This is a genomic window from Hyphomonas polymorpha PS728 (genome assembly GCF_000685315.1).
Taxonomy (GTDB): domain Bacteria; phylum Pseudomonadota; class Alphaproteobacteria; order Caulobacterales; family Hyphomonadaceae; genus Hyphomonas; species Hyphomonas polymorpha.
In genome coordinates this window covers 1-26,152 of the sequence record NZ_ARYM01000017.1, presented here as the reverse complement: position 1 = coordinate 26,152, position 26,152 = coordinate 1, and the positions used below count along the sequence as shown (strand labels likewise).

Here is a 26,152-nt window from a genome sequence, read left to right as displayed (position 1 = left end):
CGCAGACGGCGCGCCGGATTTTTGCGGACAGAAGTCGTCCGGATCTATTCGAGCGTGACACCCAGGGCCCGGGCCTGCGCCCGGCAGAGCTCAGGTCCGCGCCTGAGCACCGGCTCATACGCACTCAGCACCTCAGGCGGAAAATGCTTCATGGCCAGAACGTTGATCACCGCCATCCGGTAGCCGGCGAAGAGTTCGAAATAGTCCATGTGCTGCAAGGTGTAGCCGGACGCCCGCTCATACTCTGCGCGCATCTCGTCATAGGTGAGAACACCCTCCGGCCACGGAACACCATCCAGGAGAATGGAATCTCCGATTTTCAGGTACGCCAGATCGCATTCCCTGGGCCCGAGAAAGCTCATTTCCCAATCAAGAACTGCCGAAATTTCGTTTCCGACATAAAGATAATTGCCAAAATTGGCATCGCCATGGCAAAGAACCTCTTGCATGCCTTCCGGCTCATTCTCGATAAGCCACTGGCGAACTGGCGCAAGCTGGCGGATATATTCCGTATGCCCGCTCCAGACCAGAGCGTCCCAGTACCAGTTTGTTTCGCGCTCGACAGGGCGCACACCCTTTGCCCGCCCCCGCATCCAATCCAGTCCGAGGGATTGCCAGTCCAGCTCATGGATATCCGCAAGCGCACTGACATAGCCTTCACTCATCGCGCGCCTCCCCTCCGGGGGCGCATCATGCAGGATGCCCGATGTCATCCAGGCCATCGGTGTGCTGACACCCGCGACACGCTCCATGACATATCCGGGCCGGCCAAGATACGCCCCTTCCGAATCCAGCCAGAGCTGCTTTGGCACCGGAATGGCGGTCTCCCCAAGGGCGCGCTGCAGGTTGAATTGTTCGGTCACATCATAATGATGAAACAGACCCTTCTCCGGCAGGAAGCGCAATACGAGCTGGCGATCCTGATACCCTTCTTCGGACTGATATCTGGCGCGAAACAGCATCGTTCCATTGGAGCCACCTGCCGCTTCCGCCACGGGCCGGACATCGTCTACGGAAATGACCGCGCTCACATCCGGCTGGGCGGCAAGAAACGCTGCGAGCCGGCTACGCCACTCATCGGGCGTGACACCCTGAAACCGGGCCTTGCGGGAAATTTCCACAATCCCTTTGCTGATGTCCTTAGCATCCATGCGAAAACGCCTCCCTGTTCATCGCCAGTTACCGGCGCTTGTTTGCGTTATTAAAGTTTTATCACGCCCTACGCAATAGGCGCTAATTAGAAATCACTTTTTAATTCGCAATAAGATCCATGTCTGAATATTTTCAATATTCTCCGATCCTGACTGAGTTCAATCGGAAAGGAGGCGCGCATCCCTTTCCGGCGCCCGGATCAGTGCGGCGGGAGCACGCTGCCGGCAGTCTGTGTTCGCAAAATTACGCTGATGGACACCGTTATGGAAACTAGTCTAAGAAAAACAAGGAAAATGCTTCCCATTCACCCCCTCTGCCCCGCGCTGCGCCTGACCGGATACACTCATGATTGCTGACGACCTGGACCTGCAGATCATCGATCTCCTCACAAGCAATGCGCAGCTTACGAACAAGGAGATTGCCGACCGCGTCGGGAGCACAGAGATCACGGTTGCCAACCGGATCCGCGACATGGAGGCGCGCAATATTCTGAGGGTGGTCGCGCAGCGCGATGTAAAGACGCTGGGCCTCGACCTGATTGCCCTGCTGGACATTTATGTCAGCCAGCGCTCACCGGAGGAAGTCGCGGAGGAACTTTCACTGATAGAGGAGGCCGCGTCCGTGTCGGTCCTGCTCTCAGACCCGGATATCTTTCTGCAGCTGAACGTCCGGGATCATCAACATCTGCTCGAGGTCATTGAGACCAAGGTTGCGGCTGTCAAAGGCATCTCCCACTGGGCCGCCAATCTGTCTCTGGAAATCATCAAGCTCGACCTGCGCTACGGAACACTGGGAGCCAGAAATTGAAGAATGACAGCCTTGAGGAAAAGATCCTCGATATCCTGACCGTCGACGCCCGGATCAGCAATCGTGAAGTCGGACGGCTGCTGAATGTCTCGGACGTGACGATCGGCAAAAGGCTGAAAGCCATGCAGCGCTCCGGCGCGATCCGCATTACGGCCCTCGTCAACCCGCAGGCGCTGGGTCTTAACTGCGCCGCCTTCGTCCGGCTGAAGACGGCGCCGGAAATGGCCCGGAAGATTGCTATGTCTGCGGCAGCATTGAAGGAAGTACCTTTCGTCTCCCTCACCGGGGGCCCCCATAATGTCGTAACCCTCGCCGTCGTCGAAGACCGCCAGGCGCTGGCCGATCTGGTCCATCAGCACTTCCGGCGCTGGAAGGGCATCTATTCGCTCGAAACCCACGAGCTCATATCTTCCCCCAAGCACAGGCTCGACGTGGTCAGGATTGTGGACCACGACCAGAAAAGACCGGCCCCCTGATCCAGACCGGTAGCGGAAGGCCCGCCCTTGCGCCTAGTCGCGATATGTCACGCATTGGGACAGCCCCTGCTCGATCACCCCAAAGGTGAGGTCAGACTGATCGGGGATGTATGCGCCGCGACCGGGATTGATGCAGAATTCAAGATCGAGGAATCCCGTCTTTCCGTTATAGAGAAAGGTCGAGATATGATCCTGGCTGACACTGTGGGCCTCAGGAACCGGCGTCAGAAATCCCTGAACCGAATTGCTCTCTATCCGGATTTCTTCACCGGTCTCCAGTGTCAGAATACCTGTGGATCCAAGCGGCGTCAGCCCGTCCCTGTCCATGCGCAGGATCACTCGCAGATCCCGCACGTCATGGTCGACGCCGTTCCGCGCCACGAAACCGGCCACCATGCTGGGCCCGCCTTTCAGGTCCAGAAAGAAGCTCGCGAAACTCAGCTCGGGGCCAACGGTACCCGAGAACATCCGGTAGCGGTGCAGGCTCGCCCGGCTGTTGTCGCGCAGTCCCCATGACCGGTCCCGGTGACAGAGACCATCTATTGTACAGGTCTCACTCCCGATCCGGATCGTTCCCCGGATGCGGCCCGAGCATTCGAGGTGCCCGTCTGAATTGATATTGTTCATGAACGCGTCAGAGTGGCCCGTTTTTGACCAGTCCCTGGGTTCATGGAAGCGCTCGTAGAATTCAAGGTCTGCCTCAGATTCCGCTTCCTGCCAGGTAAACTGCATCCTGCCGTCTCCCAGCGCTTCGGCTGTATGCCCTCCAACGAGCTGCTTGGTGTCCTGGCGGCTGTTCCGGCAAAGGGCGACCTCTGTCCGCGGCCCGGCGCTCAGAACAAACCTCTGCCCCTCTTCCCGGAAGACAAACAGGGTCACTTGCCCCTTCCCGGTCGCAGGCTTCTGCCCGATGCGGTGAAATCCGCCTATCCTCCGCGCCCTGTCGTAAAACCAGTAACAGTCGCTCTCCTGCCAAAGCATATCACCAGATGGCGTGTGCGGTTTGTCCCAGCTTTCATCATACTTCATTCTTAACTCCCCTGGCCTCCCCCGGACGTCTGGCGTCCGTGGGCGCAGCCTAGAGCAAAACAATATTATACGTCCACATATAATGTTTTTTTATTCGCAATATTATTTTTTATTTGATTTTTAGATTATATTGCGATCTTTATCGAGCCTTGCAGTTAGCGGTGCTTGAGATGACGGCTGGGATAAACGGAGACTAGGATTACAGTGAAGCAGGTTGAATGGCGAATATGCAGCTCCCCATCCGAGAGGATGACAGGGCAATCCAAGGACCCGGAAATATGATCTGTATACATACTTCTGTGTTGGCGGCGCCGTCGTCGGCCGCGTGACATTCAGCATCTTCCGGAGCCTGCTCAATGAGCCATTCTGATGATTGCACTGTTATTTCCTGCCGCATCCGGAAGCGGATCGAAACTTCTGGGAAGAGGTTCTTCGCCAATGACAATATTTCAGAGTTCATCCAGGAGGGTGAACTCGATGGCCTCGTAGATGAGGTTGCGCGGAAATTACGGGACGTCCTGGTCAGCCTCGTGATCGATGTCGACAAGGATCACAATACGGCACAGACCGCCGAGCGCGTCGCCAGAATGTACGTCCAGGAAGTATTTCGGGGCAGATACGCCCCCCGCCCCTCCCTGACCGAGTTTCCGAACGCAGAGGCGCTGAATGAACTGATGATCGTCGGACCGATTACCGTCCGGAGTGCCTGCAGCCACCATCTCTGCCCGATCATGGGGCGTGTCTGGATCGGTATCTTGCCCAATTCGGGATCAAACCTGTTCGGACTTTCCAAATATGCCCGGATCGCTGACTGGATCATGGCGCGCCCGCAAATACAGGAAGAGGCCATTGTCCGGCTGGCCGATACACTGAGCGATGCCATCGCGCCGGATGGGATCGCTGTCGTTATGCAAGCAGATCATTTCTGCATGCACTGGCGCGGCGTGAAAGATGACCGGACCCATATGACCAACAGCGTGATGCGCGGCGCCTTTCTGAACGATGCCACATTACGGCGGGAATTCCTGTCCCTGATCAGACTTGAGAGCCCTTGACCGGGGGGAGGAGATTGAATGGGCGGCATGCTCAGAGGTGTTCGTATCATCGATATGACCAGCGTCGTGTTCGGGCCTTATGCCACGCAGATGCTGGCAGGTCTCGGCGCAGATGTAATCAAGGTGGAAGCGCCCCAGGGCGACCAGTTCCGCTATTCCGGGAAGCCTGCCGCATCCCGCGGCATGAGTCCGGGGTTCATGGCCCTTAACTGCGGGAAACGGTCGATTGTCCTCGACCTCAAGACTGAAGAGGATCGCGCTGTCCTGGGGGAACTCATCCGGACAGCAGATATTTTCATCCATAACGTCCGCCTGAAGGCGATTGAAGCCCTCGGCTTTGCGCCGGATCAGTTGGAAGCCATCAATCCAGGGCTCATCTATATTCACTGCACGGGCTTCGGATCGGGTGGGCCCTATGACGGACTGCAGGCCTATGACGATGTAATCCAGGCAGCCTCCGGAGCGGCAACCCTGTCCGGCCGTGTCGATGGGACCGGAACACCGCGCTACATCCCATCGCTGATCGCAGACAAGGTGGCAGGCCTTTATGGCGCGCAGGCCGCACTGGCCGCCTATGTCCATAAACTCCGCACCGGCGAAGGACAGTTCGTTGAAGTCCCGATGTTTGAAGCCTTCACCCATTTCATGATGGCGGAACATCTGGGCGGCCTGACATTTGATCCCCCCAACGCCCCTGAAGGGTATTTTCGTCAGATAGACCCCGATCGCCAGCCCTTCCCCACAAAGGATGGCCATATCAGTATCGTACCGTATACGGCAGACTCCTGGCCCGTTGTGTTTGAAGTGGCTGAAGACGCAGACTTCCTGCATCGCGCCGGGATCAACACCCCCAAAGACCAGGTTTTGAAGCAGCATCTGCTCTATCGCCGGCTCGCCGAACTCACGCCGCAGCGCACGACGGCTGACTGGGTTGCACGATTTACCCAGGCCCGCATTCCCTGCATGCCGGTCCGCGATCTGGCGCACATGCTGGAAGACCCGCACCTCAAGGAAACCGGGTTCTTCAAGCGAGAGGAACACCCGACAGAAGGCACCTGGTATCAGATGTCGTCCCCTGTCCGGTATGCCTGCGCCATTGCGCCTCCGCAAATCCCACCTCCGCTGACCGGTGAGCATACTGAACAAATCCGCGCTGATATTCAGCGCCATTTTCCACACATCCCCACGCCCGAGGAAACCCAATGACAGCCTTTGACCGCGACTACCGCATGACCATCGATGGAAAGCTGGCCACAACAGGAACACAGATCGAGGTGATCAACCCGGCCACAGGCAAAGTTTTCGCGGCTGCGCCCGATTGCAGTCCGGAGCAGCTCAATGACGCTGTTGATGCCGCACGCACGGCGTTCCGAAGCTGGAAGAAAGTGCCCATCGATGAGCGCGCCGCCCTTCTCGACAAGGCAGGCGATGTCATCCTGCAGCATCTGGAAGAACTCACCCGTCTCTTCACGCAGGAACAGGGCCGTCCGACCGAAGGCGCGCGCGGGGAGATTGCCCTTGCCGGAAACTGGCTGAAAATCATCTCAAAAGTCCGTCCCCCGGTGCATGTCTCCGAAGACAGCGCTGAGCAGTTTATAGAGACACGCTATGTCCCCCTTGGCGTCGTCTGCGCGATCGCGCCCTGGAACTTTCCGGTCAATCTCGCCATCTGGAAAATCGCCCCGGCCCTGCTCGCGGGAAACACGATGGTTCTGAAGCCCTCCCCGTTTACCCCGCTCTGCATGCTGAAGATCGGGGAACTTCTCCAGGACGTGTTCCCGCCCGGCGTCCTCAACGTTATCTCAGGCAATGACAGTCTTGGCCCGAAAATGACGTCCCATCCGGGCTTTGCCAAAATCTCCTTCACGGGCTCCACCGCCACCGGCAAGAAGGTCATGGAGAGCGCCGCAAAGGATCTCAAGCGCGTGACGCTGGAACTTGGCGGCAATGATGCGGCCATTGTCCTGCCGGATGTGGATATCGACGCGGTGGCCGAGAAAATATTCTTCGGTGCTTTCTTCAACACCGCCCAGATCTGCGTCGCTACCAAACGCCTCTACGTGCATGAGGACATCTACGATCAGCTGCGGGACCGGCTCGCCGCCATCGCCCGGGCCGTAAAAGTCGGAGACGGCGCCGAGCAGGGCACGGTCCTTGGCCCGATCCAGAATGAGCGGCAGTATACGCGCGTCATGGAACTTCTGGAGGACGCCCGCCACAATGGACTGACCCTGATTGAAGGGGCCGAAGTGCCGGGCAATGGCGGCTACTTCATTCCGGTCACCCTGGTGGACAACCCGCCGGAATCCGCCCGCGTTGTTCAGGAAGAAGCCTTCGGCCCGATCCTGCCCCTGCTGAAATTCTCCGATATCGACGATGTGATCGCCCGCGCCAATGACAGCGAATACGGTCTCGCCGGCGCCATCTGGACCGGCAATCCTCAACGGGGCCTCGATATCGCCCGCCAGCTGGAAACCGGCACGGTCTGGATCAACCAGAACCTCAATCTGCGCCCGGATACACCGTTTGCGGGCCACAAGCAGAGTGGCTTCGGCGTAGAGAACGGCATGGAAGGCCTGCTTGAGTTCATGGTGCCCCAGTCCGTCTATCTCGCCCGCTGACCCCAATCGGCACGCACCATCCCAGACACATGAGGAGCATCCCAAAATGGCGCCTGTCAGTTCGCCCAGCCCCCTACTCTCTGCAGATCTCTCCGGGAAGACCGCGCTCATCACCGGCGCTTCCCGGGGCTTCGGGCGGGCCTTCGCCCGTTTGCTCGCCGCGATGGGCGCCGACGTTATTGCGGCCGCCCGCAGCGCGGACGCGCTCGCCGAACTTGTGGCTGAAATCACGTCAGAGGGCGGCCAGGCACGTGCGGTCGCCATGGATGTCAGCGACCCCCGGAGCATCGAGGATGCGTTCGGGCACATTCCGAAAGTGGACGTTCTCGTCAATAATGCGGGCATCGGCGGCCCAGCGCGGGCTCTCAAGACCAGCCCCGGCCAGTGGCGTGACGTCTACGCGACCAATGTGGACGGCGCTTTCACTGTTGCCTGCGCGGCGGCAAACCGGATGATTGAGGCAGGCACGGGCGGTTCCATCATCAATATTGCCTCCATCACCGGTATCCGGCCCGGCGTGGCTGTACCAGCCTACTCGTCCTCGAAATCTGCCGTGATCGGAATGACCCGCGCGCTCGCGGCGGAATGGGCGCGTTACGCCATACGCGTCAACGCCATTGCACCCGGCTATTTTGCGACCGACCTGTCGAGTGAGTTCCTCGACAGCGACTATGGCAAGGCCATGCAGAGCCGCATCCCCATGCGCCGCTTTGGCGAATTGCATGAACTTGCCGGTCCGCTGCTTCTCCTGGCGTCGGACGCCTCCTCTTTCATGTCCGGCGCCGTCCTGGAAGTTGATGGGGGGCATCTCTGCGCCCCCCTCTGACCGGCTTTGCCCGACCGTCCGCCTTCAGCGTCGCGCCATTGCCGATCAGGCGCCAGGCTCCCACTCGACGGAAATCACTTCTGTGCGGCAAACCGCGGAGCGCTTGAAAGTGGCGGCCTCAGCTTCACGCCCAAGGACTCAGAGTGCGGTAAAGGTGTGAGAATGAAACGTTAGCCAGTGATCTTCATTGCAGGCTGGGATGAGACTCCCTGAATTTTAGTCCGACACGACTTCTACTCCCCGGTATCGTGTGAAGGGATAATACCACCCTGCCCCTGGCGAGGGCTGTGCGAGGGGCCATTGCCCATCGGCCCGGCTCGGCTCCAGTCACCGCGCTGTCCTGCCGGACCGCGCGGCGCTGCGGGGTCTCCCCGGCAGGGCGGCGCACAGGCGCTTCCCATTGGCGGAGCCAAGGGGGTCACCTGTGCGATACGTTCGCCTACACGCGTCTGAAGGCGGCGCCCGATTATCCGGGTTCCACGCGCGACAAGTCGTCTGGCGGCGCCGGCATCTCAAAAGCATCAAAGCCTCTACGCACGGCGTGAGGGGCCGGACGTCGCTTATGCCGGGGCGCGGCGGCCGCGCACGGGGGGCGGGATTGAAGCGTCTGGATTGTTCCTGGTCTCCGACCTGACCCCGTGCCCGCCCGCCTTATACGCCCCGCCAGCGCGCCTTTCTCCGCCCCCTCCCGCCTGATGCGGGAAGGTACGCGGGATAGAGAGGAGCACGGATTATGACTGACCCGATTGAACCAACCCCCGCCGTAGAGGCTGACGCCCCTGCCCGGCCGCGTATCTATGTGGCGTGCCTGGCCGCCTATAACTCCGGCATCCTGCATGGAAGGTGGATTGCCGTTACCACGCCTGATGACGTGAAAGCAGAAGCGGGCGCGATGCTGGGGGAGAGCCCGGTGCCTCGCGCACAGGAATGGGCGATCCATGATTATGAAGGGTTCGAGGGCATCTGCCTGTCTGAACACGCCTCCTTCGACACGGTCTGCGAGCTGGCCAGCTTTGTTGAAGAGCACGGCAGGCTTGCGGCTAAGCTCTACAGCCATTTCGGCAACGGCCTCACCGACGCCCGCGCCGCGTTCGAGAACTATGCCGGGCAGTATCAGACCGCAGGTGCCTTTGCCGAGGAGATGATCCGGGAAACCGGGACCGATATTCCGCCATCGCTGGAATACTACATCGACTGGCAGGCGCTTGCCCGCGATATGGCGCTCAATGGAGAAATCCTCGTCATCCAGACCGGCTTTGATGAGGTGCATGTTTTCTGGTGCCGGTGAAGGTATGTGCCCGCGCTCTGCGCGGGCACGCCGCGGCGCCTCAGCCAGGGTCAGCGCTCTCGTAGTCTGTATGAGCCGTCCACGAACATTCGAGCAGGCCTACTGTTTCAGCGATGCTCCATTCCGCTCAGTCAGTCGGCGCACGCTTTCTTGCCTTCGAAAGCAGATGAGCAGATCGACCAGGCTTCTGCCTGCAGAGAAGGCCGCGACGGTGGAGAGAGGATCACACCGGCTGACACACTTCGTGTGCACGACCAGGCGAACCCGGTTCGTCGCCCCCGCCATGCGGACGACAGGCATAGGACCGGGAACAGGTTTGGCGGTTCGCCGAGTGTCGAGAGCCGTGGGGTTCAGCTTCGGAGCCAGCCCATCAACGGGGGCCATGGGTTCAATGACGCTGTGGAAGCGGATTTCCGAGCCTCTGCTTTTCTTCCCCCGGCTCCGCCCGCCTGCCCCCTTGTTTCCGTCTCTTGCCGTTTGACCTGGACGACCTCCGCCGCGCCTGAAACCGCCCCTGCCCAGGAAATTTCCCCTGCGCCTGCGGCGCATTCCTCGCGGCCCAAATTTCCTCTGCGGGGCGGTGCTCCGCTTCGCTGCGCCCCTTCCGGGTTCAGGCCCGCCGCAGGCCGTCCTTCCGGTCCGGCGTCGACGGGAACAAGGGGTTCCCGGAAAGACACGCCAGGAAACGCAAAGGAGATCCCCATGGCAAACGCACTCGGATACGTCACAGAAACCAAAACCGGCTTTGAAGGCACTCTCGCCATGATGAGCCTCTCAGCCCCCCTCATCATCCGGAAGAACGCCGAGAAGTCCGCCCCGGCCCAGCCCGACTACCGCATCTTCGCAGGCGAGATCGAAACCGAGATCGGCGGCGGCTGGATCATGAAGGCCAAGTCCAGCGGCAAGGAGTACATCTCCCTCACCCTCGCAGACCCGCAGATCGGGCCGCGCCGGATCTACGCCAACCTCGCCCCGGTCAAAGGCAAGAAGGGCCGCTATGCCCTCCTCTGGAACCCCGGAGAGTGAGAACCAGCCAGCCGCGCCTCGGGCGCGGCTGGCCCTTCCCTGCTTACAAGAGCCTCAACTGAAAGGAGGATTGGCGCTTTGCACGCGGTGCGGCGCTGCCTAATATGAACATGATGCGAACCGACCTCGATCACCTCCCCCATGGCAAGCAGCGCGAACTCGCCCGCGTGACGGAGATCCTGTTCGAGGAATTCACCGACGCCATGGCGGGCGCTTCTTCCCCGAAGAAGAAGCAAGGCCGGATCCTCAAGATCATCCTGTTCGGGTCCTATGCGCGCGGGACCTGGGTGGACGAGCCCCATACTGCGAAGGGCTACCTCAGCGACTATGACCTGCTGATCGTCGTCAACCAGCAGAGCGTCGTCGATTTCGCCACCTACTGGTACCGCGCCGAAGACCGGATCATGCGGGAGACAGGTGTCAAGACGCCGGTCAATTTCATCGTCCACACAATGGACGAGGTGAACAGCGCGCTCTCACAGGGCCAGTACTTCTTCACTGACGTCATCAAGGAAGGTATCGCCCTCTACGACCTCAAAGGCAGCACGCATATCGTAACGCCCCAGCCGCAGACGGCTGAAGAAGCGCTGGCGACCGCGCAGAAACATTTTGAGGAAAGGTTTCCCCGCATTGAGCAGGCCCTCACGGGCGCCAGCTTCTACGTGACTCAACGCAATTTGAGAGACGCGGCATTCACATATCATCAAGCCGTGGAGCGCGCCTATACCTGCCTCCTCCTTGTAGAGACGAATTACTCGCCATCAACGCACAGCATCAAATTCTTGCGCTCCCTTGCAGAGCAGATCGAACCGAACCTGATCACAGCCTGGCCGCGTGAGACGAAGCATGACCGGCGGCTGTTTGAATTACTCAAGCGGGGATATGTCGATGCGCGGTACTCAGAGCATTATGCCATTACGGTCGAAGAGCTTGCTTGGATGGGCGAGCGTGCGGAAGTCTTGAGGGACCTTGTTGAAAAGCGTTCGCGAGACAAGATCGAACAATTCGCGGCCAATTCCCTGTCGGGAGATGAAGTCGGTCACAGGAACGATCATCGTTGAGCGAACTGGCACTTCCGAGAATTATTGTCACCACCAGAAAGAGCTCTTCCTCAACATTCAGAGAACCAATGCTCTCTACGTCAGGCCTCCCACAAGGCAGCCGCTTGCTGCCGCATCTGCGCGTCGGGGAATGAGTCGCCTTTGGCGCCCAATCGGTAAGAACGCACGATAATTCTGCTGCTCCCGCATTCAACACCCTGATGCAGAGGCCCGCCCGAGCACCGCCTTGACGCCAGCGGTCATTCACCAGGCTAGCCTCGAATTGTCACCTCGCAGCCCCGAAACCATTGGTGCAGGTGATGGAATAGTTGCCAGTGTTCTCATGATCAATGAAAGCGACACATGCACCACCATCCTTGGCCGTGGAGGGGCGGCACTCCAGATTGCGGCCAGGATGGGTTCTGCGAAACGCCTCAATCTGATCCTTGCACTGCTCCATCAGGCAACTCGCCGTCCGGTTCTGGCCCGAACAATCTCTCCTTGGAGATGAGCTGCCGGAGGAGGATTGCTGCCGGACGACCGGCTGGCCCGTCATGGCGCCGAGCACGTCGTCGGTGTTTCCTCCGAGGGCAGCGGCCAGACCGCCGGCGGCCAGCATGCCCCAGGCTTTTGAATCAGCCTCCTGCTGGCGTTGGCGCTGTTCCTGCGCGCGCTGCGCTTCGGCGCGTTGCGCCTCTGCCTGTTGCTGGGCAAGGCGCTGCTGGTAGGCTTCGTCGGCAAGCTGTTTTTCAAGGGCTGCAAGGTCTTTCGTGGCGAGTTCATGGCCCTGCTTGCTTGCAGCCCGGAACCAGGCCGTTGCGGCAGCCGTGTCTTTGTTGACGCCGTTGCCGTGTCTGTAGGCATTGCCCAGATTGTTCTGCGCTGCGGCAAGCCCCTGATCCGCCGCCAGGCGGAAATAGCGCGCTGCGCGCACATAATCGCGGGGAATGTCTGTCCCGTCATAGAGCATCACGCCCAGATAGTTCTGCGCATTTGCGTTGCCCTGCTCGGCGGCGGCCTCAAACCAGCGCACCGCTTCGGCGCTGTTCTGCGCGACACCCTCACCCTGCCAATACAAAAACCCGAGCGAAGTCTGCGCCAGTGCATATCCCTGCCTGGCGGCAGCCTGATACCAGTGGGCAGCCTCAGCCTGATTCTGCGTGACCCCCATTCCATTATAATAGGCATTTCCAAGATTGTACTGAGCGGCCGCATGGCCCTGGTCTGCTGCCAGGCGGTAATAGAGGGCGGCCTCCGCCTCATCTTGCCGAATACCGTTTCCGGTACTGAGCATGACCCCCAGGTAATTCTGCGCGTCAGCATTTCCCTTGTCGGCAGCGGCCCTGTACCAGCGCGCAGCCTCTGCCCGATCCTGCGGCGCGCCCTTGCCAGAATAATAGGCCGAGGCCAGTTCCATCTGGGCACTGACTTCTCCCTTTTCAGCACGTTTGCGCAGGGCGGCGAACTCGGCTTCCGGCCCTGCAGGGGGCTTTGGTGCAGCCGTCAGCTTCTCGGCCGCAACAATTGCCAGCGGATGATCCGGAAAGCGCGAGAGTATCTCCCGCCGCACCGTGCGCGCGTCCTCAATCCGGCCTGCCTGCTCCAGTTCGTCTGCCTTTGCCAGCATCTGGCCGGGATTGAGCGTCTTCAGGCTGTCGGCCAGTTCTTTCTGCTCGGCTTCCTCTCTTGCCGCAGCTTCAAGGCGTGACTGTTCTGCTGCGGCGGCCTTTTGCGCCTTGGCCTGCTCTGCCGCTGCCTTGTCGGCATCGATTCCAGCCTGTTTCCATGCCTCCAGTTTCCGTTCATAGTCGCCCCAGGCGGCGATGGCCTTATCCTCTTGCGGGCGGCGGGCTTCCAGCGCCACCGCACTTTCGGCCAGCATCGTCATGCGCGGCAGGAAAGGAACCATTTCGCGTTCCCAGACGCTTTCACAGCCTTTGGAAGTCTTCGGATCAGGGCAAAAATGATCCCCATACCGGAAGCCGGAAAGGTCTGTGGACGACAGGTGGGGGTGGTTGTTGGTAGATACCTTGACGTAATAGACCTGCACATCTCCCGCGTTGCCCCGGCAACGCTTGCCTGACAGAGCCTTCTTTTGCGCTGCCGTCATCGTATCCTTGAATTGAGGATAGCATCTCGAGCGCATAGTCGACACGTGGAACTGGTTCCAGTTGAGCCTGTCATGCATCTGGATGGAGGTGGCCGTCGTGAAATCCACATCGGCCGGGCGTGGCCAGCGTGGCGCGAAGGAGGCCTCTGGCCCGGTATTGATCGTTGTTGCCGTGCCCAGCGACGGCACCGTGTATGTCCCGTACTGGTTTCCGTCCAGCTGGGTCTGCGTCACAGGCACGCTCCTCCAGTAACCATAGGCAAATTCAGCATCGTAGGCGCCAAACAACTTGCCCTTGCCGTGCGCACGCCCGTGATGGCATCTGCCATCCCACTCGACCTTGCGCTGCTCTGCCTGCTGCTTCACTGACGCCGCCACACTGCCCGGCAGCCAGCTGACAATTTTGCAGCCAGCGGTCGTTTGCTGAAGAAACTCCCCAGGTAAAAGTCCAGGAGGGTGGGGCTCCGGCCCGACAGTCAGTTCCCTGTTTACCGGTGGCGCGGTTTTCATCAAGCTTTCCAGCGCGGCCAGATCCCGCGCGAGGAACTCTCGATCCTCCCAGTAGAGCTCGTCGCCAGCAAGCTCCCCATAGAGCTTCATCAGGCGGAGCGCTTCGGGATAGTTATTTTCATCCTTGTAATGGTTCGAGAGAATATAGGCGGCCAAATCCGATCCCTGCGCAATGGCCTTGTTGAACCAGAACTTCGCCTCGGCATTGTCATTGGGGGCGCCGTCTCCTCCATAGTAGTAACGCTGGCCCATCTCTATCTGCGCGGCAGCATTGCCCGCCTCGGCCTGGACTTTCAGCTCTGCCAGGGTCAGCTCTGCCAGGGTCTGGGCGCCTGCGATCACCGGCAGGCTGGCAAAGGCCAGCGCCGACAATATCCCGCGCAGGCTCCGCCACAGCGTCTTCAGTTTGCTCATGTTTCTCCCCGCTCCGATCATCCGCGCATTGGAAGATATACTTGCGAAAACCGCGCAATCCCGCATCATCAAAATTGATGACGCGACCGGATCATTCCTCTCCCGAAGGCCGCCTTGAAGCGGCGCGCAGCCTGCTGCTGGAAACAGTGATGGCGCCAGACCGGTGGGACGATGCCCTGACGGCCTTTGCAGGGGCGTGCGGCGGGCGCAGCGGGCAGATCATTGGACTTAATAGCAGCGGGGCCGTCGTCCTGCACCGGCTCACAGAGACCCCTCCCGACTTCATCCGGGATGTCGAGGCGTTCGGCTTGGCCGATGTACGGGCCAATCCCCGCCTGCGGATCGGGCAGTCTGCGCCGGTGATGCAACTGCGGGCTGATCAGGATTTCGTCAGCCCTGAGGACCGCGCGCGCACCCCAATCTACACAGAGATGTTCGACCCCCACGGTTTCCCACATAACTGCCAGATCGTGCTGCTGCGCTCCCCGGAGCTTCTGGTACGCGCCTCGGTTAGCCGCACAAAACGCCAGGGCATCTTCGACGCAGACGCGCTGCGGACTTTCATGGCTCTGGCGCCGTATCTTCAAGCCGCCGTGCAGACACGCGCCGCCCTTGGTCTCGCCGCCGTGCACGCCACGCTGGCTACGCTTGACGCGGTTAAGGCTGCGGCCTTCATCCTGAATACGGATGGAAGGGTGATCGGCCTTTCTCGCCGCGGCGCGGACATTGCCGAACGCGGAGACGGCCTGCGCCTTTCCGGCGGGCGCGTGAAGCTGGAAGACGGGGCCGCGCGCGAAGCACTGGAAGCCTGGCTCTCCAGGCTGGGCAAGGGGACCGCGCCGCCAATGTCTCTGTTTACCGGCAGCGCTATGCTGGACCTTCAACCCCTCCCGCCAGAGCGCGACGGGCTGGGCACCGGCCCCGCTGCGCTCGCCATCCTGCGGGAAGCGACTACGCCGGAAGAACGCAGAATCCTGATCCGTGCCCGGTACAACCTCACCCCCGCCGAAGCTGACATCGCCCTTGCCCTGGCCCGCGGCGTCAGCGTACCCGACATAGCCAGCGGACGCGGGGTCTCCCTGCCCACGGTACGGTCCCAGCTTCAGGCCCTCTATGCAAAGCTGGATGTGCGCCGCCAGGCTGAGTTGGTGGCCAAGCTCAAAAGCCTACAGTCCGAAAGCCTTCCTTAGGCCTCAGCACTCATCGCTCGCAGTCACTATTTCTATCACTGTCACACCCCATGCACCTACCGTGCTTACAGATCGCAAGCGAACTGACATTATATTCCTGATTAAATTTGGAAAATTCGGATTACGATCGGTAGCCGACCCGATTACGCACTTGGACGATGTCGCTCGCAAGTCCGCCAAATACCGCAGATTATATCCGTTTACGGCAGACCCTCAGGGGATGAGGGGATCTCACAATCTTTATTGAGATACGGCGTCTGATAAAACGTACAGCCCACGGACCGGCCGCCGGACAGGAAGCGACCCCGAGTGGTCGGGAATGCGAACCCGTATCGCCGCGACCCAAATTACCTTTAGAAGGGTGCCCTGGCCCCTGCCCTGTCAGACCGTGGCAGGCTTGCGCGTAAATACCGTCTGCGCCTGGCAGAATTCAAGGACGCCGTCTGGGCCGCCCTCAACGCCAATACCGGACTGCTTGAAGCCCCCGAAAGCGGCATGCGGGCTGAGGTGCTGGCTCTCATTTATCCAAACGGTGCCTGCCTGCAGACGGGTAGCAATCTCCTGAGCACGGTCGATATCGCTCGACCAGATCGAGGCGCCAAGTCCGTACTCGCTGTCATTGGCCCGGCCAATGACTTCCTCAAGATCATCAAATCTGAGCAGGGGTAACACCGGACCGAACTGTTCCTCCTGAACAATACGGGCGGACTCAGGGGGATTATCCAGAATTGTGATCGGCACGAAGTAGCCTGGCTGGTCGGACGGCTCACCGCCGATCAGGAACTTGTAGCCATTGTCCCTGGCATCCTGGATCAGTTCCAGAACCCGCCTGTACTGGGCAGAGTTCTGGATCGGGCCGATCTGGGTGCCCTGCTCTGCGCCGTCGCCGATCTTGACCGTCCCGGCATACTCGACAATCGCCGCCTTCAGGGGCTCGTAGACGTCCTTGTGGATATACATCCGCTTGGTCGCGATACAGATCTGCCCGGCATTGCGGAACGCCGCCCAGAACAGATCTTCCGCCACCTTCTTCACGTCCACATCCGGCATCACGATGGCCGGGTCATTGCCGCCAAGTTCAAGCGTCACGCGTTTCAGCGAATGCGCCGCGTTCTCCATCACCTTCCTGCCGGTCTGGGTCGAGCCGGTGAAGCTCACCTTGTCGACGCCTTCATGCGCCGACAGCCAGGGGCCGAGACGGTCTGAACCCGAAATGACATTCAACACACCGTCCGGCAACACGCCGCGCAGGAGCTCGCCGATGCGCAGGGTCGTGAGCGGCGTTGTCGGCGCCGGCTTGAGGACAATCGTATTGCCCGCCAACAGCGCCGGTCCCAGCTTGAAGGCCGCGAGAATGATCGGGAAATTCCACGGCACAATGGCCGCGACTACGCCGATGGGACCATAACGGGTAATTGCGTGGCGCTCAGAGGAGTCTTCAGAGACGTGGACCGGGATGTCGTGCCGGGAGGATTCCATCAGCCAGAACGCTCCGCCCCCGACATCGCCTTCTGCATCAGAGTGCGGCTTGCCCTGCTCGCGGGTCAGAAGGCGCGACAGCTCCGGCAGATTCTGCATGAGGATGCCTGCCATCGCGTTGAGCAGCTCCCGGCGCTTCTCGATGGGTGTGGCCTTCCAGGCGGGCAGCGCGGCACGGGCGGCCGCGACCGCAGAGTCGAGTTCGTCTTTTGTGCAATCCGGCGCCTGGGCAAAGACTGTGCCCGTCGCCGGATTCTCGACACCGAATGTTTCAGATCCGGCAACGGCCTGGCCGTTGATGGTCATCGTGAAGGAATGCTCGGTCATGCTGTCACCTGTCAGTATGGGAAGAGACGATCAGGGCTCTCCCCTTAAAAAAGATCTGTTCTGCCCGGTCAGTCTGGGATCAGGACGGCCTTGATGCACGACCCATCGTGATGGGCTTTCACTGCGGCATTGATCTCACTCAACGGAAATGTCCTGATCATCCGATCGAACGGGAATTTTCCGGCGGTGTGCAGATCAACGAGATATGGAATAAACGTCTCGATATCGCTGTCGCCTTCAATAATGCCTTTGATCTGATGGCCAAATGTGATCACCGACGCGAGATTGATCGAAAGGGCATCTTCCGGTTTGGGCGGAACACCGACTATGCCGAGTGTGCCATGGCTTCCGAGCGAAGCGAGCGCGGCCTCCACCACGGGCACCAGGCCGCTCGACTCAAAGGCAAAATCCACTCCGGCTGGCGCGATCTGCCGCACAGCGTCCGGAACGCTCTGCTCCGCCTTCGGATCAATCACATGTGTCGCGCCAAATTCAGTCGCCAGCATACGCCGCGCCTCAACCGGCTCCACCACGATGATCGGATGGCAGCCGGCTATTTTCGCGGCCATCACTGCGCTCAGACCCACCGTGCCCCCTCCGAAGATCGCCAGTGACGAGCCGGCAGGACATTTCAGCGACCGAAGGATCGCGCCTGCGCCTGTCTGAATGCCGCAGCCGAGCGGGCCAAGCATTTCTATCGGGGCCGAGCTGGCAACCTTCACGACATTCCGGCGCGGAGCCAGAGCATAGGAGGCAAAGGACGACTGGCCGAAGAAGGCCGCCGAAATGTCCTGGCCGTCGAGCTTCAGGGGAGAGGATCCGTCCGCCCGCCGCCCGGAATAGTTGAGGCCGGGAAAGGACTGGCAATATGCGGGCAGTGCTTCATCGCAGCGCGGACAGGTCCCGCAGCTCGAGAAACTCATGACAACATGATCCCCGGGCCGGAGATCGTGGACGCCCGCTCCGACCGCTTCAATTATGCCTGCGCCTTCATGCCCGAGCACCACGGGAAGCGGGATCGAAATGAACTGGTCGCGGGCGATAAGATCTGTATGACAAAGCCCGACACCCCTGATCCGCACAAGCACTTCGTCAGCACGCGGAGTCTCTAGCTCTAGGTCACGCATGACAAAAGGCGCCTGCGCAGCGGTCGCCACGGCCGCAGTAATCTTCATGATAAAATTCCAGTTTGCATGAAAATCCGGAACCCGGATGGAATCGTCTGAGCCCGCACACGAGGCTGCCATTTTGTCATCAGCTCGCCCGCGCCTGTTTGCCTGACCCGGTGAACGCCAGCCGGTACTGAATAGGCGGCACTCCGACGACGTCCCGGAACACGCGGTTGAAGTGGCTCTGGCTCGAAAATCCCAGCTGCTCTGCAATCATCCCTGCCGAACAGGGAGAGGCCTCCAGAAGTTCCTTGGCCCGATCGATACGGATATCGAGCGCGTACTGCTTGGGGGTTTTGCCGGTAATCGCCTTGAAGGTGCGGCAGAACAGTGTCGGTGACATGTTGAGCTCTTCTGCAAGTTCCTCGGTCTTCATGACATCGCCAGGGTTCTGAGCGATCCGGTTCAGGATTGCATGCATGGCGCTCATGTTGCCGGCCGAACCCGGAATATCCAGTTTGGTAATCGTCGCCCGGTCGAGCAGGACGTGCGCCTGCAGCGTCTCCACCAGCTTCTTGACGTAGTCGTCCCGCGACAGACAGCTGGGCTGATAGAGTTCAGCGATAATCTGGCGTGTCAGGGCCATACTGAGAGGGTCAGAAAATCCAAGGCTCAGCTTTGAGAAGTTTTCGGGCAGATCCTTCAGCGTTGCGCTTTCATAGCCGATACTGAAGGTTGCGCAGTCGAGTTCCCCGTTAATGAGCCACTCTGTTTCGACCCCGCTCGGCACGATCGTCACCGTACCGGGAATAGAGGATTTCTCGCTCCATATATCGCCATCCTTGTAGCGGATGGTGCGCGTTCCGCCCAGATGCACGGACATCACCGCTGTCGGCAGAGGGGGCAGCTTATAGGAGCCGATAAACTGGCGCCATCGAACAAGCTGACCAAACCCGTGTGCGGTGTTCACTTCGACCGCAACGTCAGGCTTTGTATGCAGTGTATCGGCGATAATGTCTTCCGCTGTGCAGATGTAGCGAGCCATCATGTCCTCCCTTTTGCCACGAGCATAAGGGATTTCAGGCCATTTATGAAATTGGATCGCAGCCGCTGAGGGGCTTCGGCCAGCTCAAACCCGGAAAAGCGCCGCGCCATTTCGCTGAAAATGATACGCAGCTGGAGTTCGGCGACCCGCTGCCCGATACAGACATGCTGACCGGTGCCAAATCCGAGATGGCGGACATTTGCACGCCGTACATCAAAGGTATCGGGCGCCTCGAACACGGTCTCGTCCCGATTGCCTGAAACATACCAGAGCACAACCTTGTCCCCTTTTCTTATCTTGGTGCCCCCGATCCGGGTATCTTCTGTCGCCGTACGCCGCATGTGCAGGACCGGGGAAACGTACCGGACGATCTCCTGGACCGCACCGGCCCGGATATCGGGATTTTCGCAGAATGCCCTCCATTGATCGGGATGATCGGCAAAAGCGATCAGACCATTGGAAATGGAATTGCGAACGGTCTCATTACCGCCAACCGTCACCAGGATCATATCGGCCACGAACTGCTGAAAGCTCGCAGGCTTCCCGTCCGTTTCAGCATTCGCGAGGGCCGAGGCAATGTCCGCTCCCGGATCCCGGCGCCGCGCTTCATACAGCCAGGACATATAGGCCCCGAATTCACCCAGGCGCGCAGTCATGTCTTCCGGAGAGGCACGGAATTCCGGATCATCCTCCCCGATGAAAGCATTGGTCCAGTGATAGAGTTTTTTCCAGTCTTCCGGGGCAACATTGAGAAGCTCCACCAGGGTCATCAGCGGATAGGGCGCGGAGACACTTTCTACCCAGTCAAAGGGTTCATCTGCAGGTATCGCTTCAATCAGCGTGCGGGCACGGGCTTCGATCCGGCCGGTCATCTCCTTCAGCCTGGCACTGCTCAGACCGGGAACCAGTAGCAGGCGCCGTTTCTGGTGGACCGGCGGATCCATCGAAATGAAGGGAATACCGAGTTCCTCACTGCCCGCGCCTGTCAGGCCAACTTCATTTTCGTTGAAGATGCGGTGCCCTCCATTGGCAGTTGCCGAGGAGAAAACCGATGGATTGCGCGACACCTCATGGATGTCTTCGAACCGCAGCACAGCCCAGAAGCCCGGACCATTGGCCTCTTCATTCCAGTAGACCGGGGTGTTGCGCCGGATATCAGCGATCTGATCATGCGGAACACCGCGCTGCCAGATATCGGGATCCTTGAAATCGAAGCCGGATTTGATGGACACAGCAGACATAGCGCGCTCCCTCAGAACTCGTAACCAAGCGACGCGCCATAGGTTGCGGGTGTGGACGGAACCATGAAATCGTATCCGAATGCGGATCGCAGATCGAGGCCGTAGCCATATGTCTTCTCGTTGAAAACGTTCTTGCCCCAAACTCTCGCCGTCCACGGACCCTTTTTGTAGGAGGCAGCAAGGTTCACCTTGGTGTTCCCGTCCTGCTTGAGACGCTGGTTCCCGTTCAGGCCATTGAAGGGTGAGAACCAGATGTCGGACGTATAGGCGACATTTCCATTGAGCGAGACCGTCCCGCCGGAGACCTCAAACACATCCCAGTCAAAGCCGGCCTGCGCGGTGATATCTGCCGCAAACGGCAGTTTATTGCCGGAGAGATCAACACCCGACAGATTCAGTTCATCATACTCCGTATCAAGAAGGCCGATGGAGCCATTGAGAACGAATGTATCAGTGACGAACGCTTCAAGCTCTGCCTCGAAACCGAGAACGGTGGCTCCCCCGCCATTGCGCAGGAAAGCGACAGGCCCCACGACTTCCTGAACCTGCTGGTTCTTGTATTTATAATAGAACAGCGCAGAACTGTAGCGCGCTCTTCCGCCGAGCACCTCTCCCTTGGCGCCAATCTCGTAGGCATCGATCGTCTCAGGCTTCACATAATCGACCTGACTCGGATCCAGATATCCCCCGCCATTGAACGCCCCGGCCCGATAACCGCGACTGTAAGAAACATATGCCAGACTGTCTGCGAATTCCTTCGTCAGGGCGACCCGGCCCGTTACCGCTGAATCTCCCCGGCTCAGTGTGGGCAGGGTATCTTCAGGAGACGGGAAATAAGTGACAGTGCCACTCCCATCGACCTCAATGGACGGAATGGTGGGGACAAGGAAATCCCCTGCCCGCGTCCCGATATAGGCCTGGCCATCTTCATACTTATTCTCGTCATCCGTGTAGCGCATGCCGAGCGTCAGCTTCCAGGAAGGCTGAAGCTCCCAATCGCCTTGCGCAAACACTGCGGCTGATTCGCGGGTCTGGGTATAGCGCTGTGTAATCGTGCACCCGGCGAGAGCCGCAGGGTCGGGACAATCTGCGCCGATCAGGAAAAAGAAATCGAAGACGTTCTCGATCTTCGACTCGTCTTCCCCAAGATACACACCAGCCTGGAAGTCGAGCGTGGCCCCGGCATAGGCGATACGAAGTTCCTGATTATACTGCTCGAACTCACCGCCCCACAGAATCTTGAGTAGGTCGACCGGCATGCCGTCTGAATCCTGCAATAGCAGCTGCTCTCCCTTGTCATAGGACCCCACATAGGTCAGCTGCCAGGCATCTGTCAGGTCGTACTCAGCGCGCAGATAGACACCGGAGGATTTGGTGGCGTTTTTGCCGATATTGTCCTGTTCGACCTCGAAGAAACCGAGACCCGACCGGGAATATAACGCGTCGTCAGGATCAGGTGTCAGGATGTTGGGATGCGCGATCGGATCGCCTGGCACACCGACACCGATATTGTGGACCGCAGATGCAGCGCCGTTGTCTTCCCCCGCATAGACTTTGAAGCGAAGATCAAGCCGGTCCGTCGGGCGGGCCCGTACGGTGAGTCGCCCGGCGAGCGAATCCAGTCCGCTCGCGTCCTTGCCGCCTGGAAAGAGATTGTCGATCAGGCCGTCATTTTCCCGATAGTTGAACGCCAGGCGGGCGCCCAGGACGTCTTCCGAAATAGTCGTCTCGAACGCGCCGCCAGCTTCCCGGAGCCCGTGTGACCCGGCGCCCACCATGATGTTGCCATTGCTGCCCGAAAGGTCGGGAAACCTGGAAATGAAATTGATGGCGCCGCCGGTCGTATTCCGGCCATAGAGCGTTCCCTGTGGACCGCGCAGTACTTCAACGCGCTCCAGGTCAAAAATCTGCATGCCATGGCTTGTCCGCGAAGCCAGATAGGCGTCATCCGTATACACCCCGATGGGCGACGCCTGGTTGGCATTGTACTCGTTGGCAACGCTGATACCGCGCAACGAAAAGTTCGGCTGAGTGGTGCCGAAAGCCGAGTTGACCTGCAGATTCGGAACAACACCGGCCAGATCGGTGGACGCCAGCACACCCGCCTCGAGAAGCTGGTCCCCTGTCTTGGCCGTAATTGCCAGCGGAACGTCCGTGATCGCCTCATCGCGCCGTTGTGCCGTGACGGTCACGGTCTGGAATTTGCGCTCGGCATCAACAGATGTGGCTTCCCCGGCACCTTCCTGTGCCTGCGCAGCCCCCAGAAGCCCTGCAAGGCAAAAGGCCGTCGCGCATAGCATTTGTTTTCTGTAGAAAGTCATTGTTGTTCCTCCCTGACCGGACTTTGCCGACCCATTTTTATAAAACGACAATACCGGGAGGGGCCGGGAGGGGCATTGCACCGGATAAACTCCTTGTTTGCATTTTCCGGCGGCGCGTTGTTCCGAACCGCGCTGTGGCCCAGTCTGCAAAATTCCGGTCCATCCTGTGCAAAGGAAGACACCGCAGCCTGGTTATGATCCGTTTTTCCGGAGGGATCATCATGACAGCAGACGATAACCCATCAAAAACCGGCCGGTGCCTGTGCGGTGCCGTTGGTTATGAAATCCTCGGGCCTGTTCAGATGACGGCGATCTGCCATTGCCGGAACTGCCAGCGCCAGAGTGGGACGGCCTATTCTGTCATCGCAGGCATCCTCAGATCCGATTATCGCCAGACGGGGGAAACCCGGATTTTCCATGATACAGGCGATAGCGGCCGACGGGTCGAACGCCACTTCTGCGGCGGCTGCGGATCACCTATCCTGTCGATCATCGAGCCCCTGCCCGAGATGCTTTTCATAAAAGCGGGGACGCTGGACGACAGTACTGAGCTGCAGCCCGCCGTTGAGGTCTACTGCGACAGCGCCATGCCCTATGTACCGTTGGTGCCGGGTACACAGAAATTTCCAAAATCAAACGTCTGAGGAGAAACCGCACATGAAGGATCTTAACGGAAAGGTCGCGCTCGTTACCGGAGCTGCCTCAGGGATTGGCCTTGAAACGAGCCGCCTCCTGGCCTCATACGGCGCCCAGGTGGTGATGAGCGATATCAATGCAGAGGCACTGGCAGATTCCGGCGCTTTGGGCTGCCCCGGCGCACGCACGATCGTGCATGATGTGTCCTCCGAAGACGACTGGCGCAAAGTGTTCGCGTTTATCGAGGCCGAGTACGGCCACCTCGACATTCTTGTGAACAATGCTGGCATTATGCGGCCGGAACCGTTCGAACAGGCAAAACTCGAGACGTTGCGATTGCAGAACCGCATCAATGTCGAAAGCGTCTACATCGGCATGCATGGCGCGCTCCCGCTGATGAAGAAAGCGCTGGCACAGGGGCGCCTCTCAACGTCCATTGTAAATGTTTCCTCCGTCTACGGTATGGTAGCAGGATCCGCGTTTTCAGCTTACAGTGCCACAAAAGGCGCCGTGCGGGCGCTGACGAAGGCGGTTGCCCTGGAACTCGCCGGAAGCGGTGTGCGGGTCAATTGCATTCTTCCCGGGCCTGCCGCGACAAACCTTTCCGCAAGCTGGGAGCCGCCACGGGACGCCGACGGAAACCTGCTCAGTGCCGAAGAGGCACTTGCGCCCTGGGTGAGTCTGATCCCTGTGGGACGTATTGGAATGGCCGACGATATGGCACCTGTGATCGCCTTTCTCGCAAGCGATATGGCAAAATTCATTACCGGCGCAGAATTTGTCGCAGATGGTGGCTACACAGCGCAATAACTCAGCATTCTGCAAATCCCCTCAACCTGCGCATAGCTTGATGAGGCGAAGACAGGGAGTTTGAAGTTTTTCTGAGCGGGACGAAGGGCGGCTTAGCGCTCCGCTTCCCGGTCACGCTGCACCTGCTTCTGCCGCAGGCTGACGTTCAGGCTGCTCGTGGAATCCGCGCTTCGGGCTGCGCCAGAGATCTTCTGCAGCAACCGCATGGCCTGATGGCTGACTGTCGGTGTGGAGGCCTCTGCAGCGTGGGTATTGGCAGCTGGTGACTTCAGGCCGGGAGTAGCCTCGGCCCTTTCCCGGGCCTGCTTGAGGTCAAAGCCCAGCGTGCGCGCCTCGTGCTTCCAGGCTTCGAAGAGGGCAGCACGTTCGCGCGGGCGCTTGGCCTGCCGGGTGCGGAGCGCGGCGAGTTCCATGCCTTTGGGCGTTCGGTAGCCATGGGTCTCTGCTGCCTGCTCGATGGCGAGGCGCCGTTTCGAGAACGCCCGCTCGACACTGTAGGGGATAGCGCCCAGCCGGAACCCGGTGCCCTGCCAGCGGACCGCGTGGCCGTCGCGTTCCAGCGCCCGGCCGAGATGCTCCCGGTAGACCGCGCCGACCTCCTTCTGCGCCTTGTAGAGATCCCGGCTGACAATGGATCCCCAAGACCCGTCCCGCCTTGGCGCGCTGTTGAAGATGAATGCATGCGTGTGGAGCTGAGGATCAAGATCGCGGCTGGTGTGATGGTGGAAGCGTGCGATGACCAGCCCCGCGACCGGCTCCCGAATGGCCCCGCCCCTGCCCCGGCGCGTGACGGCGTGATTGTCCTCCAGATGGCGCGTGGCGGCCGTGACGGCCTTCCGGTGAGCCTGCTCGATCCTTGCCCGCTCGGCCGGAGGCGAGAGCGCCCACATCACCGAAACCGACTTTGGCGCGGAGAAGGTCATGTCCCAGCCAGGCGCATGCGTCCTGCCAATCTGGTTAAGGCGCTCACCGGTTCTTGGGTCACGGCCGTTTAGGGCGGCTTCGAACTCAGCCTTGGTGACGGCCCCCTCCAGTGCCAGGCGTTCGGCGCCCCGGCCGGACCATTCTCCGTCGGCCTCGCGGTCGCCGGTGTAATACTCGTCCTGCGCCATATGCTTGTAGTAGGCGACCGCCGCACCGACAGACTTACGGGCAGAGATCGAGGCGACCATCAGTGAAGGTCGCGCTTCTTTCCGAGAATCTGGGAAATGTCCCCTTCCGTCAGTCGAGGTGTTGGTGCTGCTGGTGGTGGCGGAGCCTCAGGGCCTTGGGGCGCTTCACTGCCTTCCACCGCTTTGGGCGGGGTGAGTGTCCACTCTGCCGGGACATGAGGGAGGCGTTCGCAGCGCAGCGTGCAATAGGGAACATTGATGATGTAGTAGTCCTGTCCGACACCGACGAGCAGCACACGGATATGCTTCTTGCGGGGGCCGAGCTCGCTGGCGATTTCAGACGCGGTCATGACAGGGCGGGTCTGAACCTGCATTGAGGTTGAGTCCGATACCTTCCCCCCGGAATAGCTCTGTGACCGGACCGGCACTTCCACCTCAGCCATGCCGAGCGCGCGGCTGACATCTTCGGCGCCCTCCCCGATACTCATGCGCGTGATGATATGGGTGCGCTCGATCGCGATGCCCAGC

The 26,152-nt window shown here is 60.0% G+C and carries 22 protein-coding genes; 12 read left to right on the top strand and 10 right to left on the bottom strand.

Translation table 11 applies throughout. The annotated features are described in order from the left end of the window. Window positions 1-44: 44 nt before the first annotated feature. The gene (locus HPO_RS14010; protein ID WP_035600089.1) at window positions 45-1,151 is read right to left on the bottom strand and encodes a phosphotransferase family protein; all 1,107 of its coding nucleotides are present in this window, start codon (window positions 1,149-1,151) and stop codon (window positions 45-47) included. A gap of 346 nt (window positions 1,152-1,497) precedes the next feature. Between HPO_RS14010 and HPO_RS19885 the strand changes: the two genes are divergently transcribed. Together HPO_RS19885 and HPO_RS19880 are read left to right on the top strand one after the other, a co-directional pair. Next, a complete protein-coding gene (locus HPO_RS19885) occupies window positions 1,498-1,959 on the top strand; it encodes an Lrp/AsnC family transcriptional regulator (protein ID WP_051612637.1) in 462 nt (153 codons plus the stop codon). Beyond that, the gene (locus HPO_RS19880) at window positions 1,956-2,435 is read left to right on the top strand and encodes an Lrp/AsnC family transcriptional regulator (RefSeq protein WP_051612636.1); all 480 of its coding nucleotides are present in this window, start codon (window positions 1,956-1,958) and stop codon (window positions 2,433-2,435) included. The genes HPO_RS19885 and HPO_RS19880 overlap by 4 nt, the downstream gene beginning before the upstream one ends. Before the next feature lie 33 nt (window positions 2,436-2,468). Here the strand turns inward: HPO_RS19880 and HPO_RS13995 are convergent, their stop codons facing one another. After that, window positions 2,469-3,464, bottom strand: a complete 996-nt coding sequence (locus HPO_RS13995; protein WP_157532850.1) for a DUF7064 domain-containing protein — start codon at window positions 3,462-3,464, stop codon at window positions 2,469-2,471. Window positions 3,465-3,820: 356 nt separating this feature from the next. On the opposite strand from HPO_RS13995, the gene folE reads away from it, so the two are divergent. The 7 genes from folE (at window position 3,821) to HPO_RS13960 (ending at window position 11,341) form a co-directional block, all read left to right on the top strand. Further along, entirely contained in the window at window positions 3,821-4,519 is a 699-nt protein-coding gene (gene folE / locus HPO_RS13990; RefSeq protein ID WP_035600086.1) for a GTP cyclohydrolase I, read from the top strand. An 18-nt stretch (window positions 4,520-4,537) separates the two neighbouring features. Continuing rightward, entirely contained in the window at window positions 4,538-5,725 is a 1,188-nt protein-coding gene (locus tag HPO_RS13985) for a CaiB/BaiF CoA transferase family protein (protein WP_051612635.1), read from the top strand. After that, on the top strand, window positions 5,722-7,140 hold the full coding sequence (locus HPO_RS13980; protein ID WP_035600085.1) for an aldehyde dehydrogenase family protein: 1,419 nt from the start codon (window positions 5,722-5,724) through the stop codon (window positions 7,138-7,140). The genes HPO_RS13985 and HPO_RS13980 overlap by 4 nt, the downstream gene beginning before the upstream one ends. A 46-nt stretch (window positions 7,141-7,186) precedes the next feature. Then, the gene (locus HPO_RS13975; RefSeq protein WP_035600084.1) at window positions 7,187-7,966 is read left to right on the top strand and encodes an SDR family NAD(P)-dependent oxidoreductase; all 780 of its coding nucleotides are present in this window, start codon (window positions 7,187-7,189) and stop codon (window positions 7,964-7,966) included. A gap of 733 nt (window positions 7,967-8,699) precedes the next feature. Further along, window positions 8,700-9,254 (top strand): antirestriction protein ArdA, encoded by a 555-nt coding sequence (locus HPO_RS13970; protein WP_051612634.1) that lies wholly within the window; start codon window positions 8,700-8,702, stop codon window positions 9,252-9,254. Between the two features lie 702 nt (window positions 9,255-9,956). Then, window positions 9,957-10,280, top strand: a complete 324-nt coding sequence (locus HPO_RS13965) for a DUF736 domain-containing protein (protein ID WP_035600081.1) — start codon at window positions 9,957-9,959, stop codon at window positions 10,278-10,280. Window positions 10,281-10,393: 113 nt separating this feature from the next. Beyond that, the gene (locus HPO_RS13960; RefSeq protein ID WP_035600177.1) at window positions 10,394-11,341 is read left to right on the top strand and encodes a HEPN domain-containing protein; all 948 of its coding nucleotides are present in this window, start codon (window positions 10,394-10,396) and stop codon (window positions 11,339-11,341) included. A gap of 265 nt (window positions 11,342-11,606) precedes the next feature. Here the strand turns inward: HPO_RS13960 and HPO_RS19875 are convergent, their stop codons facing one another. After that, entirely contained in the window at window positions 11,607-14,354 is a 2,748-nt protein-coding gene (locus HPO_RS19875) for a tetratricopeptide repeat protein (RefSeq protein WP_051612633.1), read from the bottom strand. Window positions 14,355-14,431: 77 nt separating this feature from the next. Between HPO_RS19875 and HPO_RS13950 the strand changes: the two genes are divergently transcribed. After that, a complete protein-coding gene (locus tag HPO_RS13950; RefSeq protein WP_035600079.1) occupies window positions 14,432-15,544 on the top strand; it encodes a helix-turn-helix transcriptional regulator in 1,113 nt (370 codons plus the stop codon). Between the two features lie 381 nt (window positions 15,545-15,925). Here the strand turns inward: HPO_RS13950 and HPO_RS13945 are convergent, their stop codons facing one another. The 5 genes from HPO_RS13945 to HPO_RS13925 all read right to left on the bottom strand — a co-directional run bounded on the left by HPO_RS13945 (window position 15,926) and on the right by HPO_RS13925 (window position 23,066). Then, window positions 15,926-17,350, bottom strand: a complete 1,425-nt coding sequence (locus tag HPO_RS13945) for an aldehyde dehydrogenase family protein (protein ID WP_035600077.1) — start codon at window positions 17,348-17,350, stop codon at window positions 15,926-15,928. Window positions 17,351-17,418: 68 nt separating this feature from the next. Beyond that, window positions 17,419-18,525 carry an NAD(P)-dependent alcohol dehydrogenase gene (locus HPO_RS13940; RefSeq protein ID WP_035600175.1) on the bottom strand — a complete coding sequence of 369 codons (1,107 nt, stop codon included), beginning with the start codon at window positions 18,523-18,525 and terminating at the stop codon, window positions 17,419-17,421. A gap of 79 nt (window positions 18,526-18,604) precedes the next feature. After that, on the bottom strand, window positions 18,605-19,504 hold the full coding sequence (locus HPO_RS13935; protein ID WP_051612632.1) for a helix-turn-helix transcriptional regulator: 900 nt from the start codon (window positions 19,502-19,504) through the stop codon (window positions 18,605-18,607). After that, on the bottom strand, window positions 19,504-20,745 hold the full coding sequence (locus HPO_RS13930) for a cytochrome P450 (RefSeq protein WP_035600075.1): 1,242 nt from the start codon (window positions 20,743-20,745) through the stop codon (window positions 19,504-19,506). The genes HPO_RS13935 and HPO_RS13930 overlap by 1 nt, the downstream gene beginning before the upstream one ends. Before the next feature lie 11 nt (window positions 20,746-20,756). After that, a complete protein-coding gene (locus tag HPO_RS13925; protein ID WP_035600074.1) occupies window positions 20,757-23,066 on the bottom strand; it encodes a TonB-dependent receptor in 2,310 nt (769 codons plus the stop codon). A 194-nt stretch (window positions 23,067-23,260) separates the two neighbouring features. On the opposite strand from HPO_RS13925, the gene HPO_RS13920 reads away from it, so the two are divergent. Further along, window positions 23,261-23,710 (top strand): GFA family protein, encoded by a 450-nt coding sequence (locus HPO_RS13920; RefSeq protein WP_206742166.1) that lies wholly within the window; start codon window positions 23,261-23,263, stop codon window positions 23,708-23,710. A 13-nt stretch (window positions 23,711-23,723) separates the two neighbouring features. Then, complete coding sequence (locus HPO_RS13915) at window positions 23,724-24,512, top strand: SDR family NAD(P)-dependent oxidoreductase (RefSeq protein ID WP_035600073.1); 789 nt, start codon at window positions 23,724-23,726, stop codon at window positions 24,510-24,512. A gap of 92 nt (window positions 24,513-24,604) precedes the next feature. Here HPO_RS13915 and mobF read toward each other — a convergent pair whose 3' ends face one another. Then, on the bottom strand, window positions 24,605-25,684 hold the full coding sequence (gene mobF / locus HPO_RS13910; RefSeq protein WP_035600070.1) for a MobF family relaxase: 1,080 nt from the start codon (window positions 25,682-25,684) through the stop codon (window positions 24,605-24,607). Further along, a partial coding sequence (locus HPO_RS13905; protein ID WP_035600068.1) for a TraM recognition domain-containing protein occupies window positions 25,684-26,152 on the bottom strand: 469 nt, incomplete at its 5' end. The genes mobF and HPO_RS13905, both read right to left, overlap by 1 nt.